The following is a 13,746-nucleotide window of genomic DNA, read 5'->3' on the forward strand; positions in this document are numbered from 1 at the left end:
GCTTCCCATAATCTCTTATTATCCCCACCCGTATGACTGATAGGTTGCCAAAAATTTATTTTTATATTCCCCAACATGATTGGCCTGCTGGTGAGCTACCAGAGAGCATTAACACTTACTGGCAGTGGCAGTGTTCTATAAATGGCGGTCGTGGTATATACAATTGGACGCTGCAAACGTATCTTCACCTTAAAGCGGATGGGTTTCCATGCGAACTTGTAGGAACCATACCTAGCGAAGGGATTGTCATTGCACATCGAGACTCCCTGCCAGATGATCTGCAACCTGGAGCAAAATGGCTACTCGTTTGCATTCTAGGGGATAAAGCACGACACCCCTATGCACAGCTGCATACCGTGCAAAATCCTCGCGAAGAGATGCTTTTATGGCCCTTCTGGAAGAGCGAATACATACGGTTTTGGCCACAGCCAGGGTTGATTCCTCGCAGTGTTACTAGAGGAGATCGATTTGAGAATATTGCTTTTGTTGGTCGTGAGAGAGAACTGGCCTCTGAACTGTTAGATTCGTCATGGCAGGAACATCTGAATGCTTTAGGACTGTCCTGGCAGATAGTAAGCCGCGATCGCTGGAATGATTACAGTGAAATTGATGCAGTTCTCGCTGTGCGCGACTTTAACGGTCAAAAAGACTATTCTTGGAAACCAGCTTCAAAACTAATTAATGCATGGCATGCAGGCGTACCGGCAATATTGGGGCGTGAGTCTGCCTTCCAACTTGAGCGAAAAAGTGAACTTGATTACATAGAAGTAAATTCTCTTGGGGAAGCACTTGCAGCACTCCAACGTTTGTGTAACGAGCCACAATTACGTCGTGCAATGGTTGACAATTGTCGAATTCGTTCGGAAGAAACTCACCCTGCAAAGCTCGTTGCTCAATGGCGGAGCTTCTTAACAAATGTAGCTGTTCCAGACTATAAGCGCTGGTGTATGGCATCCAATTTGACTAGACATACGTTCTTGATACGCCGCGATCTAAATATTAAAACGCAGGGTATGCGAAGCCAAATTCGTCGCGTACGAGGAAAGATAACAGCGCCTGTAAAATCAGTTATAGCTCAAGTCAAAAACACCTAAAATTTCAAATGTAAAGAATACAAAATTTGTTTTTGACACCTTATAGCAAATAAAGTGATGCAAACTATATTAATTGAAATCTTGCACCTTATTATCGCTACTGGCACAGAGCATGAGAATAATTCTAAAGCTCTGCTTGATAGAGTATTGGCTGCAAAATTCCAACTTCACTATTCTTGTTTGCTATCAAGAGCATTGAATAAATACGTCTTAGACCTGAAAACCTCTTTTTCTAACTTTTCGTCAACCAAGGCATAATTAATTTTTAAATACTCTTCCGTTATAGAACTAACCGAACTTGTATCTAAAACAACACGATTTTCTAATCCAAAAAGTTGCAGCAAATCGTTAGTTTTATTAGCTTTCTTTTTATTAGCAAATACAGTAAAAGACTTCTTAAATATCAGTGAAAATATCGTTCCATGATAAGTATTGGTAACAACATAAGAAGCTTTACTAAAATATCCTAACCATTCCTGTGGACTAATATTTATGAAATTTTTATCAGCAACTTGATCGTATTCCCCAATAGAAATAATAACTAAATTTTTAACTTTAGCTACTGCTCTAACAAAGTTTTGTTGCTCCTGATTCAAAGGTGTTTGATTGTAAATTAAAAGATATTCCTCTGTTAACTTAGGAACTGAGGTAACTTTGCTGTACTCAACCAAAAAAGTCGGATCGAGGACTTTTACTGCTTCTCTGCCACATTCTTGTTGAACTAAACGTAAACTATTGGAGTCTCGAACCGCAACAGCATTAAACTGGCTGATTAGTTTACAGATTATTTCTTTATGTTTTCCTAGAGTCTCTGTTTTACCAAAACTAGCAGCATAACTAACTTTTTGGCAAGTCATTTCCTCACTTAGAAAATCTAAAAAGTAGGAAGGATCAAAGCCGCGAAAATAAGTATCAATACACCAAATTTGATCGCTACCGCACACGACTATATCGTAATTACCGTATAATTCTTTTAAACGAGTTCTTCTATAAGATTTTTTTCGGCTTAGACGTACTTTAGAAAGTAAAAATCTTCTCATCTTCCAAGCCTTGATCAAATTAAATAAAGCTTGGCGATTTACTATAAACTTATTACTTTTTTGCTGAATAGGCTGAATTTCTTTTAAATAGTGCCTGACAGCTTTGTGAGGACGATAATCAATAAATTCAACGTCAAAACCTTGTTCTTTAATAATTGTCCACAATGCATAGGCTTGAAGAGTTGCACCGTAGTTAGTTGTATGGTGAAAAGTGAGAATTCCTACTCTCATTTTTTTATCCTAATCTGTAATTTTGGAACAAACCGTCGAATTTAGTTGGATTGATTAAATTTGGGAGGTTTATTTAATCTACAGTAATTAATTCAAGTTCAGCTTTTTTACCATTTATTAGATGCAAAAGCTTGGCAATCTTAATAAGAATTAGTATTGATTTACTGTCTACAGACTTATTAAGTATCCAGTTATAAGTTTTAGAAGAAAAGGATGTTTTTCCAATTTTAAATCCTTTTAATCGGTTTAATATACGATAATCGGCTAATTTAAACACGGAGCCACAATTAGGTGCTGAATTATCTTGAAACTTTTTTGACCATTTACATCTTTCTGCTATAGGATTTTGTTCGATGGTTACTTGGTTGAATTTAAAGATAGCGCTTAATATAAGGCAAGAATGAATACCTGTAAATACAGTCTCTCGATAACCTTTAACAATGTTCTCTCTTCCAAGCGTTTTTATGGTATTACTTTCAAAATCAAAAAAAGTGACACTTTCGACAAAGTCGTATATAGTACACTGGTGTTGTCTACCACGACCAGCATTCATAGCTAAGGCACCTCCGATTGTTGCTGGGACTGATGCGAGGTAATAAAAAGAGTCAAAGGAGTTTTCATAACAATATTTGAGTACATCTATTAAGAAAACAGAGGAACACACTTCAAGCCTGTTATCCGAAAGAGGTTGCAAATGTTTATTCATCTGATTCTTTAGTATTAATGATTTAATCTTCTTTTTCGCAAACAAAGTATTAGATCCATTACCTAATATATATATTTTAACATGATTAGATTTAGCCCAATTACAATATTCGTAGAACTCTCCTAAAGTATGAAACTCAGCATATTTCTCGAAATAATGTAAAGAGCGATAAAAAGACAAGTTGCTGTCTGTAATAGATTTAATATTTTCCATTACTGAAAAATTCATGAAAATATTTACTTAACAATCGGCATAGTGAAGTTTATAACACTTTGATAGATGGATGTCATTAAAAAAGTAATAAATTTATAAAATCTTTATACTAGTCTCACTTTTTGAGGCGGCTACTTTATCTTGGCACTACAATATAAAATTTCTAAAGTTTATATGTAAAGGAATTGCTAGCTCCTAGCCTTACTAAGCTAGTTCGCTGAATTCTTCTGTAGTCTTTACCAAGCTATCAACTAGTAACTTGAAAAGTAATCGTTGGCAAGAGTTGCTCTCTGGAGCGGCTTGGCTTAACTTGAAGATGCGATCCCATTGCGCCTTTCAAAGATAGTCATGCTACCATAGTCGAGCCCGCCCTAAGGAAAGGCAACACGGACGAGCCTCGTTGCACGGTAGCGCAGCTTTCTAACAGATATGGCAGTTCCAGCTTACGAGCGCTGATGTATGGCATCAACTTTGACTCAGCAAACATCTCTGAAGCGCCGTTACCTAGCGGTGGAAACGAAAGATTTAAGGCATCGCATCCGAATTGCGCGATCGCAGGTGTTCCGTCCCGTAAAATTATTGGTATTGCGAGTAAGAGAAGCATGGAATTTCCATTAAATTGATAATAACGACAACACTCAGTAACACTTAGTGGTGCAAAGTAGCTCTATTTACTGTCAATTTAATAAACCTCTAGGCAAGGAAAGAAAAGCAGCTTTTTGATTGCAGATTTTATATGCCTAGATTCTCTAGCAACGCCTGCTCCTCTTCATACCATTATGACTGATGAATTACCGCCAATATATTTTTACCTTCCCCAATCGGACTGGGTTGAGGATATGCCAAAGAGTGCCGATACTTACTGGCAAGGTTTTGGACAAGGTATATACTGTTGGACGCTACAAACTTACCTTCGCCTCAAAGCAGATGGCTTTCCGTGTGAACTAACAGGAACCATGCCTACTGAGGGAATCGTATTAGCACATCGGCGATCTTTCCCCTTTGCTTTACAGCCACAAGCAAAATTGCTGATGGTTTGTCTGAAGGCAGACTACGAGCGACATCCCTATGCACAGCTTCATGTTGTGCAAAACCCTCAAGAAGAATCGACCTTCAAAGATAGTTCCTACATTCCACTTTGGTCGCAACCAGGGTTAATTCCTCGCGATCCTGCACGAGGAGATCGATTTGAGAATGCTGCCTACTTTGGTATTACGTATAACTTAGCATCTGAACTAAAGAAGCCATCCTGGCAGGAGCATCTGAAGGCTTTAGGTTTGAGTTGGCAGATAGTGAAGTCTGAGCGCTGGAACGACTACAGTGATGTCGATGTAGTCCTAGCTGTGCGTAGCTTCGATCGCCAAGATTACACCTGGAAACCTGCCACGAAGTTGATTAACGCCTGGTGTGCTGGTGTACCGGCAATTCTAGGCACAGATTTTGCATTCCGAGCGGAGCGCCAAAGCGAACTAGACTATTTGGAGGTAGCTTCCCTTGAGGATGCGATCGCTGCTCTCCAGCACCTTCGTGACAACAAAGAGTTGCGGCGTGCCATGATGGAAAACGGTCGAGTCCGTGCTGAGAAAACACAACCGGCGAGGCTAGTTACACAATGGCGCAACTTCCTAACAGACATAGCAGTTCCAGCCTATGAACGCTGGTGTACGGCATCAACTTGGAGCCGACAAACATTTTTGCAGCGCCGTTCCTTGTCTATCAAAATAAACAGCGTGCAACATCGCATACAACTACTTGCATCAGGAAGTAAAAAAACCTAAAAACTTAAAAACTTATTTATTTAAATCAATCGGAATTACAACAAAACTCAGGGGTTTATCAATTTAAGCAGCATCGTCTGAGCGCTACAAATCGTTTACATGGACATATTATTTGTGTTCATTTAACATTCTTCATATCTTTTTAGGGAACACATACATATCACAAGAATGAATTATTTTATCAAACTTGGACTTATCAAATCCCCTATTGTAAATTTGGAAAAGACGCTTTTCAAATCAAAGATAAAGTACAAGAAATTTTAGATTCTTGCAAAAGTTGAAAAGCGTAAGTGCATTAATGTTTTGAAGAATAACAATAGATAATTTTTATTTCATCTTAGAGCTATCTTCGAGAAATTCTAAAGTTCTGAGCAGGCGAATTGCTGACTCGTAGGCTTCTTCGGTTAATTCGCGTGACTCTTCTGTACTGTCTACCAAGTCATCAACCACTAGCTTCAGAAAACCAATCATGGGGTTCAGACGAGACCGAACTTCGTAAGAAGTTTTGACTAAAGCTTCATTAACGGCGGCTTTAATGACATTTTGAGTTGTTTCAGAGAACTGCATTGAGTACAGACGGGTATAGTAGCCGTTTTTCTTTAAAAGTTCCGCATGAGTACCGAGTTCCACAACACGACCTTTTTCCATTACAGCAATTTGATCGGCTTTTTGCACGGTGGAAAGGCGGTGAGCAATGACAACTGTTGTGCGATCGCGGCAAAGTTCATCAATCGCCTGTTGCACCAAACGTTCTGAAACGGTATCCAGGGCACTGGTGGCTTCATCCAAAATTAGAATCTCTGGGTTGCGTAGCAGTGCGCGAGCGATCGCAATCCGTTGTCGTTGTCCTCCCGATAGCAAAACTCCGCGATCCCCAATCGTTGTATCAAATCCTTGAGGTAAGTTCACAATGAATTCGTAGGCATTTGCTCGTTTAGCCGCTTCAATCACCTCTTCCTCAGTCACTCTCTCCCAGGCATAGGCGATGTTGTTGCGAACGGAATCATTAAATAGAAAGGTATCTTGACTGACAATGCCCATCGCTTTTCTCAGCGAGTGCATGTCAAATTCCTTCATATTTTTTCCATCTATCGTGATGCGACCCTCTGTCGGATCGTAAAATCTTGGTAGCAGATCGACCAGCGTTGACTTGCCTGCCCCCGATGCTCCGACTAAAGCAAGAGTTTTCCCTTTAGGAATCCATAAATCTATCTTGTTTAGAACTAAATCGTCATTCCCCGGATAGGCAAAAGACACGCCCTCAAAACGAATTTCCTCTTTAAATCCGGCGTAAGGAACTCCACCGCTCACCATTAATGGCTTGTTATCCCGGCGCAAGAAATCTGTCACTACTTCAACGCTAGGAGCAGAGTTGGCAAATTCACCCCTCGCACTGTTTAACTGACCCACAAAAGGGAGTAATCGGAACAGCACAACTAGATAAGTCAGCAGTACTGCCGAGAGCGACTCCAACTGCTGTAAAAATAAAGCACGACCTAACAATACAATTGCTAATACAACAATAATTCCCGATACTTCGTTGATAGGTCCAATCGCTGCCGAGTTCGCTTGCGATTGTAATTCTGCTTGTTCTCGATCCTTAATCAGTTTGTTTAGTCGCTCGAATTCCCGCTCTTCATTACTAACACTTTTGATGAGCCGAATCCCAGTCAAAACTTCAAGTTGGGCACTAGAATAAGCCTTTGATGCTCTTGATACTGCCTTCCCAAATTTTTTAGAGCGCTGGATATAAAATTGATTTGGCAGCGTTACTAAAATCAACAAAACTGTAGATGCTAAGGTCAGTTGCCAAGAAATTAGTAACAATATCCAGACAAATACTAAAATTGTGACTGCTGTGATAAATAGCCGTATTAAAACGCGAATTGAACTAGCAGTACGACTAACTTCTTGTCCTAACCGATTGATGATATCTCCAACTTTCGTCTTTGCAAAATATTCAATATCGACATCCAATAATAGCTTAATTCCTTCTTTACGAATATCGTTGACCAAGGATTTAGATAAGTAGCTACCGACTATAGAGCTTATATAGCTAGTCACATTTTTTAGAATAATGGCTAGTAATACTGCCGCAGTCATTGCGATGAGACGATTTTCTCCAGTAAAACCGTCAAACACGGATAGCATTCTCCGAATCAGGGGGGGGCCTCCGGTTAAATTCAGCTGATTCTGCCCTAAAAAGTCCAGCACTACTGGCACAATTAAGGTTGTACTCACTCCATTAAATAGAGCGCCGGAGAAGCCCAGAATAACCGTCGCTATGACTAAGACGGGATACCGTAACGCAAATTGTAGAAGTAACTTATTAGAGTTTGAAAACATACTTTCTCTTCTGCTACGAAGCGAGCTTCACTTGATTGATAGTCTAAACTTTTCCAGCTAGTTGCAAATCTTTAATCACATCAGATAGTATAGATGCCATTGTCTCGGTACTATAGTGGGATATACATCTTTCTCTTGCTTTTATACCCTGCTGATTTGCTTCATCTAAATGCTCGAATATCCATTGGATTTTTTCAGCAATTTCTTCTGGAGATTCAGGAGCAACTAGATAACCTGTGCCGCCTAGAATCTCTGGAATATCGCCAACGTAAGTAGACAAAATTGGCTTTGCCATTGCCATTCCATCTGTTAATTTGAGCGGGAACTGAGCCTGTGCGGCAGGGGTATCTCGTTGGGGAACAACCACAATATGGGCAGCGGCTACCACAGCAGGCATTTCTGAAACTGGATATTTTGGTAGTTTGATAATCCAACGCTCCCACTGTTGCATTAATTGATTATCGTAGGCATCGTAGGGACTTCCCCCAACAATTACGAGTCTAAGGTCTGGCTGATTCAGCCGGTCTAGCGCTGCTAAGACCTCTTCAAGACCTTTGTACGGTCGTGGCGCTCCTGGAAACATTAAAATACGGTAGCCTGTGAGACCATAACGGATTCTACTTGCTTCAGAATCGAATTGGCTAGGATCGAAAAGAGTAGTATCTTTACCATTCGGTAAATATACGCCTCCAAAGCGATCTTTCAAGAATTGAGTGTGTAATGTAATCGTATCGGCATAAGATACCAAGCTTTCCATCCATTTCAAATAAAGAGGGTGATCTGGATATCTTAATGCCCCATCAGGCTTCAAAGTATCTCTATAAAATTGCTTTAAACTGGGACGATATTTCCATTGCTCGCCTCCATGCCAACTGAGTTCCCAGTCATCTATATCTAAAATAACAGGACAACGAGCTGTTATTTTCTTAATGATAGATAATCCGAAACTTGTAGGTTTCAGTTTTACGGCGTATATAATATCTCCATCAATTTGTTTTATGAGTTTTTGAGCGGCTTTTATAAAACCTGAATGATAAGCGCAAGGAATAGCAACAATTGGTATGTTCGATTGAGCGACTTCTAGTGATTCTTCACCAAAAACAAAACCAAATATTTTTACTTCATGGTTAAGTTTCTTTAAGGCTTCATATAGCAAAAACGTACGAACAGCCCCTCCCCATCTTCCTGCACCACTAGCGGATAGATCGCTTACAATCAATGAAATTTTTAATTTTTTGTTTTGCTGTAAATCCACAAATTTCTAGTTAAATTTAGATAGTTGAACATAGAATAAGCGAGTAATAGTACAGTCTAGCTGAAATAACCAATTTAATCCTTTCTAGAGACTGACTTCATTCTTTATCAGTATAATGGGTGAAGTTAAAATATCAAGAGACTGGAATAAATGTATGTAGGAAAAAACAATGGTAAGTAAATCAGCTAGTAGGGTTCGGTGTCTGTTCGGCATTCCCATCTGCTAAAAAAGAATTGAAGAAGGTCTAGTCAACAAACTTTAGATGACCCGTTTGGATATTGTCAAAGATGCGATTAAGCTGGCGACGTTCTTCGTCTGTCACTAGGTAATCAGAAAGAATAGCCGTTGTCAGATGCAGATACTCGCTTCGGGTCAACTGACCGGCTGACAGGATACGGTCTACCATTTGTTGAATCTGTAGGTTTGACTGGCGTTCTCGTGTCCATGCCATAGGTGGTTAGTGACTCCTCAAGTTTCGCCGATTATTTGGTGGCGTCTACTGTCTATTTAAGATTATCTGTTTGCTGTTCGTTGGCATTTGTCTAAAGTTTCTGTAAGAATAATGTTAAGAAATGATAAAGTCCTGTCCCTTTGGGACACTCCCTTACAGAGGCAGTGGTAAATGCAGGTTGACCGAATTCCGGTACTTTCTGACAACTACATCTTTTTGCTGCATGACCCGACTCAGAAGATAGCAGCGGTTGTAGACCCCGCTGAAGCTCAGCCGGTACTGCAACGCTTGCAAGAAATTGACGTGCAGTTGGTAGCAATTTTCAATACTCACCATCATAGCGATCATGTGGGCGGAAATCGGCAGCTGATGCAACGCTTTCCGGATGTCTGCGTGTACGGCGGGGCTGAGGATAAAGGTAGAATTCCAGGGCAACAGGTGTTTTTGCAAGAGGGCGATCGCGTCGAGTTTGCCGGTAGAAGTGGCGAAGTTTTCTTTGTTCCCGGACATACCCGCGCCCACATTGCTTACTACTTCCCGCCAGCAACTGCTGAGGAAACGGGCGATTTATTTTGTGGTGACACCTTGTTTGCCGGTGGCTGTGGCAGACTGTTTGAAGGTTCACCCACCCAGATGGTGTCAAGCTTGAGCAAGCTTAGGGCTTTACCGGATACTACCCGCGTTTGGTGTGCTCATGAATACACCCTGAAAAACCTCCAATTTGCTCTCACCGTCGATGGGGAAAATCCAGATTTACAATCCCGCTATGCTGAGGTCAAAGACGCCCGCAGTCGTTTGGAGGCAACGGTGCCATCGAAGCTAGGAGTAGAAAAGCGCACAAATCCATTTTTGCGCTGGGACACTCCGACGCTGCAATCAGCAGTGAACAGCCAAGATCCAGTGCAGGCTTTTGCTCGGCTGCGGGGGATGAAAGATCGGTTTTAGGATTCTGTACCCCGGCAAACAGATAGGCATTCGCTGAATTCAGATTTTATATTGCGATCGCTCAACATATTTTCGTAGTATGGAGTGTTCTACCCCACGATTAATTTTCTTTTGTCTGTAGCAGAAAAAAAACTATGGCGAAGCGCGTGCAATTAGTTTTGAATCAAGATGTCAGCAAGCTAGGAAAAAGCGGTGACTTGGTTGAAGTCGCTCCCGGCTATGCTCGCAATTACCTAATTCCCCAAAAACTGGGAATCCCTGCCACTGCTGGCTTGCTCAAGCAAGTCGAACGGCGCAAAGAAAAAGAGCGGGTGCGCCTGTTGGAAGAAAAACAGCAGAGCCTTGAGCTGAAGACTGCCATAGAAGCTGTGGGCAGCTACACCATCGCCAAGCAGGTGGGTGAAGAAAATGCCATTTTCGGTACCGTCACGAGTGCAGAAGTGGTGACAGCCATTCTCCAAGCCACTGGGAAGGAAATTGATCGCCGGACGATCAGTCTTCCCGATATTGGTGAGACGGGCACCTACAAGGCAGAGATCAAGCTACACCCTGAAGTTAGTGCAGTTGTGCAAATTCAGGTTGTGCCCAGCTAATCGGAGTGCCTTGCCTGAAAAATTGAGTCGCCGCTACAACGGTTTGACCGATATTTTCCTGCCAGGGAAGGGGGTTGAGTGAAGCAGGAGTGCGATCGCTTAACCCCCATTATCTATAGTCACGGTCTGAATCTTTTTGAGAACGGCCTTGTTATGGCTAACGAACTGAATTTCCAAGGCAAAAACGGTAACGAAGCGATGTCGTCCTTGGCGAATCGCTTACCCCCCCAAAACATTGAAGCCGAAGAAAGTATTTTGGGAGGTATTTTACTAGATCCGGAAGCCATCGGTCGAGTTGCCGATATCCTTCAGCCAGACGCATTTTCAATTAACGCTCACAAGGCAATCTATCGCGCCGCCCTTGCCTTAAGCAGTCAAGGAAAACCCACAGATTTGATGAGTGTCACTACTTGGCTGTATGACAGGAGCGAACTTGACAAAGTGGGCGGACAGAGTAAGTTAGCCCAACTGGTAGATCGCACCGTGTCTGCTGTCAACATCGACCAGTATGCGGCACTGGTGATGGATAAGTACCTGCGCCGGAAGTTAATTCAAGCAGGCGGCGAGATTTCTCAGTTGGGTTATGAGACAGCGACCGAGCTGGCAACGATTCTCGACCAGGCGGAACAGAAAGTTTTTAGTCTCACCCAGGATCGCCCTCAGCAAGGTCTGGTACCGATTTCCGACACCCTAATCAATACGTTTCAGGATATTGAAATCCGCCATCAGGATCTCGCCCTCCCCGGTCTTCCCTGTGGCTTCTATGACCTCGACGCGATGACTGGTGGTTTTCAGCGTTCTGACTTGATTATCGTGGCGGGAAGACCGTCTATGGGGAAAACGGCTATCTGTTTGAATATTGCTCGAAATATCGCTGAATTTCATAAATTGCCCGTCGCTGTTTTTAGCCTGGAAATGTCCAAAGAACAGCTGGTGCAGCGGATGCTGGCTAGCGAGGCAGGAATTGAAAGTAACCGCCTGCGGGCTGGGAGAATTAGTCAAAATGAGTGGGAACCGCTTTCGCACGCCCTAGGCACCCTCTCGGAGATGCCCATCTACATTGACGACACGCCCAATATGACGGTGATGCAGATGCGATCGCAAGCTCGTCGTCTCCAGGCAGAACAGCATGGAGAATTGGGATTAATTCTCTTAGATTACTTGCAATTAATGGAAGGAGCCAGTGACAATCGGGTGCAAGAATTGTCTAAAATGACGCGAAGTCTCAAAGGTTTAGCCCGCGAACTCAACGTCCCGATTATTGCCTTATCCCAGCTCAGTCGCGGCGTCGAAGCCCGTAACAATAAGCGCCCGATGATGTCAGATTTACGTGAAAGTGGAAGTATTGAGCAAGATGCTGACTTAATCATCATGCTTTATCGGGATGAATACTATAACAATGACACGCCTGACCGAGGCATTGCAGAGATTATTATTGCAAAACATCGCAATGGCCCAGTAGGGACTGTAAGGCTATTATTCGATCCGCAATTTACACGCTTTCGTAATCTGGCTTCTTCCAATCGCTGAGGATGGAACTCACGATAGGGGTTCTCAGTTGAGTGCAATGTATTGAGTGCAATATATCCACTCGCAACCTTACCTCTAAGCCATCTCCGCTTTTGGGGTGAAACAGGGTGGTTTTAATTAATCTACTTCACCTTGTTTTGTTTCATGACGAATTAAGAGTAGTGAGTAAAAATTACTCACTACTCTTGAGCCATGACCGACTTGAAAAGAGAGCTAATCGCCTTTAAAGAGACAGGACTTTAGCAACTGTCTGCACATCCTTATCGCCGCGTCCAGAGCAGTTGATGACAATGCGGGGATTGCCAGTCAGCTGAGGGCAGAGAATATCCAGGTAAGCGATCGCGTGAGACGTTTCCAACGCTGGAATAATTCCCTCTAGCTGCGACAACTGCCGAAACGCTACCAAAGCCTCTTGGTCAGTCACGCTGTAATATTCAGCCCGACCCTCATCCTTGAGATAACTATGCTCCGGGCCAACACCGGGATAATCTAGACCAGCACTGATAGAATGCGCCTCCACCACTTGACCATCCTCATCTTGCAGCAAATAGCTCATCGCCCCGTGCAAAACTCCCACCCGTCCCTTAGTAAGCGTGGCAGCGTGTTTCTCGGTATCAACACCCTCACCAGCCGCCTCAATTCCAATCAGCCGGACTGATGGGTCTTTCACAAACTCGTAGAAGAGTCCCATCGCATTTGAGCCACCACCGACGCAAGCTAGGAGAATATCCGGCAAACCGCCCCATTTCTCCATCGCTTGAGCGCGAGTTTCCTGACCAATTACTGCATGGAAGTCGCGCACCAACATCGGATAAGGGTGAGGGCCTGCAACCGAACCTAAGATGTAGTGAGTCGTTTCTACATTCGTTACCCAATCCCGAATGGCTTCTGACGTGGCATCTTTAAGCGTTCCGGTTCCCGCCGCCACAGGGCGCACCTCTGCCCCCATCAGCCGCATCCGGAACACATTCAGCGATTGCCGTTCCATATCCTGGACGCCCATATAAATGACGCAATCCAGACCAAATCGAGCGCAAACCGTGGCTGTAGCGACGCCATGCTGTCCGGCACCCGTTTCTGCAATAATCCGCTGCTTGCCCATTCGCTTCGCCAACAATACCTGAGCCAAAGCATTGTTGATTTTGTGGGCACCCGTATGGTTCAAATCCTCCCGCTTCAGATAAATTTGCGGCCCCGTACCATCTGGCTTTGCATAGTGAGCCGTCAAACGTTCGGCAAAATAAAGAGGGCTGGGACGACCCACATAATCCCGCAGCAATCCTTGAAGTTCCTGCTGGAAAGCGGGTTCAGCTCGGTATTGTTGAAAAGCAGCTTCCAACTCACTCAGCGCTGGCATCAACGTTTCCGGCACGTACTTGCCGCCAAATCGTCCAAATCGCCCTAGTGCGTCGGGTTGTTGTGTAGAAGCGTTAGCAGTTTCTTGGGAATCCGGAGAAATGGGAGTACGTGTCACAGCGAATTGTGGGAATTACAACACAAACTTCATTATAGTTTCGATGAGTTTATCCAAAACAAAATTAATGGGCTGGAAGGTTCTGGTGTC

At 43.1% G+C, this 13,746-nt stretch carries 12 protein-coding genes; 6 read left to right on the top strand and 6 right to left on the bottom strand.

All coding sequences use genetic code 11. The features are described from left to right. Positions 1 to 32: 32 nt before the first annotated feature. Entirely contained in the window at positions 33 to 1,094 is a 1,062-nt protein-coding gene (locus NDA03_RS03505) for a hypothetical protein (protein WP_190411262.1), read from the top strand. A 170-nt stretch (positions 1,095 to 1,264) separates the two neighbouring features. On the opposite strand, the gene NDA03_RS03510 is transcribed toward NDA03_RS03505, so the two are convergent. Both NDA03_RS03510 and NDA03_RS03515 read right to left on the bottom strand, forming a co-directional pair. After that, on the bottom strand, positions 1,265 to 2,365 hold the full coding sequence (locus NDA03_RS03510; protein ID WP_348237312.1) for a polysaccharide pyruvyl transferase family protein: 1,101 nt from the start codon (positions 2,363 to 2,365) through the stop codon (positions 1,265 to 1,267). Positions 2,366 to 2,438: 73 nt separating this feature from the next. Next, positions 2,439 to 3,299, bottom strand: coding sequence for an FAD-binding protein (locus NDA03_RS03515; protein ID WP_348237313.1), 861 nt, complete (start codon positions 3,297 to 3,299; stop codon positions 2,439 to 2,441). A 444-nt stretch (positions 3,300 to 3,743) separates the two neighbouring features. Here NDA03_RS03515 and NDA03_RS03520 point away from each other — a divergent pair, with 444 nt between their 5' ends. Together NDA03_RS03520 and NDA03_RS03525 are read left to right on the top strand one after the other, a co-directional pair. Beyond that, positions 3,744 to 3,902 (top strand): hypothetical protein, encoded by a 159-nt coding sequence (locus tag NDA03_RS03520; RefSeq protein ID WP_348237314.1) that lies wholly within the window; start codon positions 3,744 to 3,746, stop codon positions 3,900 to 3,902. A 161-nt stretch (positions 3,903 to 4,063) separates the two neighbouring features. Further along, positions 4,064 to 5,062, top strand: coding sequence for a glycosyltransferase (locus tag NDA03_RS03525; RefSeq protein ID WP_348237315.1), 999 nt, complete (start codon positions 4,064 to 4,066; stop codon positions 5,060 to 5,062). Between the two features lie 327 nt (positions 5,063 to 5,389). Here NDA03_RS03525 and NDA03_RS03530 read toward each other — a convergent pair whose 3' ends face one another. The 3 genes from NDA03_RS03530 to NDA03_RS03540 form a co-directional block, all read right to left on the bottom strand. Beyond that, the gene (locus tag NDA03_RS03530) at positions 5,390 to 7,408 is read right to left on the bottom strand and encodes an ABC transporter ATP-binding protein (protein ID WP_190411258.1); all 2,019 of its coding nucleotides are present in this window, start codon (positions 7,406 to 7,408) and stop codon (positions 5,390 to 5,392) included. Positions 7,409 to 7,451: 43 nt separating this feature from the next. Beyond that, entirely contained in the window at positions 7,452 to 8,663 is a 1,212-nt protein-coding gene (locus NDA03_RS03535; RefSeq protein ID WP_348237316.1) for a glycosyltransferase, read from the bottom strand. A 244-nt stretch (positions 8,664 to 8,907) separates the two neighbouring features. Then, positions 8,908 to 9,114, bottom strand: a complete 207-nt coding sequence (locus NDA03_RS03540; RefSeq protein WP_190411256.1) for a hypothetical protein — start codon at positions 9,112 to 9,114, stop codon at positions 8,908 to 8,910. 171 nt (positions 9,115 to 9,285) lie between these two features. Between NDA03_RS03540 and gloB the strand changes: the two genes are divergently transcribed. From gloB to dnaB, 3 genes are all read left to right on the top strand, one after another. Continuing rightward, entirely contained in the window at positions 9,286 to 10,059 is a 774-nt protein-coding gene (gene gloB / locus NDA03_RS03545; protein ID WP_190686030.1) for a hydroxyacylglutathione hydrolase, read from the top strand. Between the two features lie 134 nt (positions 10,060 to 10,193). Continuing rightward, positions 10,194 to 10,652: a 50S ribosomal protein L9 gene (gene rplI, locus NDA03_RS03550; RefSeq protein ID WP_190428532.1), complete on the top strand. Its 459-nt coding sequence runs from the start codon at positions 10,194 to 10,196 to the stop codon at positions 10,650 to 10,652. Positions 10,653 to 10,805: 153 nt separating this feature from the next. Next, complete coding sequence (gene dnaB, locus NDA03_RS03555; protein WP_348237318.1) at positions 10,806 to 12,182, top strand: replicative DNA helicase; 1,377 nt, start codon at positions 10,806 to 10,808, stop codon at positions 12,180 to 12,182. 223 nt (positions 12,183 to 12,405) lie between these two features. On the opposite strand, the gene trpB is transcribed toward dnaB, so the two are convergent. Beyond that, a complete protein-coding gene (gene trpB / locus NDA03_RS03560) occupies positions 12,406 to 13,656 on the bottom strand; it encodes a tryptophan synthase subunit beta (protein WP_348232607.1) in 1,251 nt (416 codons plus the stop codon). Between the last annotated feature and the right edge of the window lie 90 nt (positions 13,657 to 13,746).

The sequence above is a fragment of the Trichocoleus sp. Lan genome (assembly GCF_039961855.1).
Lineage (GTDB): Bacteria > Cyanobacteriota > Cyanobacteriia > Cyanobacteriales > FACHB-T130 > FACHB-T130.

Coding starts and splice junctions, on each gene's coding strand:
- NDA03_RS03505 (WP_190411262.1), top strand. CDS start 33: ATGACTGATAGGTTGCCAAAAATTTATTTTTATATTCCCCAACATGAT.
- NDA03_RS03510 (WP_348237312.1), bottom strand. CDS start 2,365: ATGAGAGTAGGAATTCTCACTTTTCACCATACAACTAACTACGGTGCA.
- NDA03_RS03515 (WP_348237313.1), bottom strand. CDS start 3,299: ATGAATTTTTCAGTAATGGAAAATATTAAATCTATTACAGACAGCAAC.
- NDA03_RS03520 (WP_348237314.1), top strand. CDS start 3,744: ATGGCATCAACTTTGACTCAGCAAACATCTCTGAAGCGCCGTTACCTA.
- NDA03_RS03525 (WP_348237315.1), top strand. CDS start 4,064: ATGACTGATGAATTACCGCCAATATATTTTTACCTTCCCCAATCGGAC.
- NDA03_RS03530 (WP_190411258.1), bottom strand. CDS start 7,408: ATGTTTTCAAACTCTAATAAGTTACTTCTACAATTTGCGTTACGGTAT.
- NDA03_RS03540 (WP_190411256.1), bottom strand. CDS start 9,114: ATGGCATGGACACGAGAACGCCAGTCAAACCTACAGATTCAACAAATG.
- gloB (WP_190686030.1), top strand. CDS start 9,286: ATGCAGGTTGACCGAATTCCGGTACTTTCTGACAACTACATCTTTTTG.
- rplI (WP_190428532.1), top strand. CDS start 10,194: ATGGCGAAGCGCGTGCAATTAGTTTTGAATCAAGATGTCAGCAAGCTA.
- dnaB (WP_348237318.1), top strand. CDS start 10,806: ATGGCTAACGAACTGAATTTCCAAGGCAAAAACGGTAACGAAGCGATG.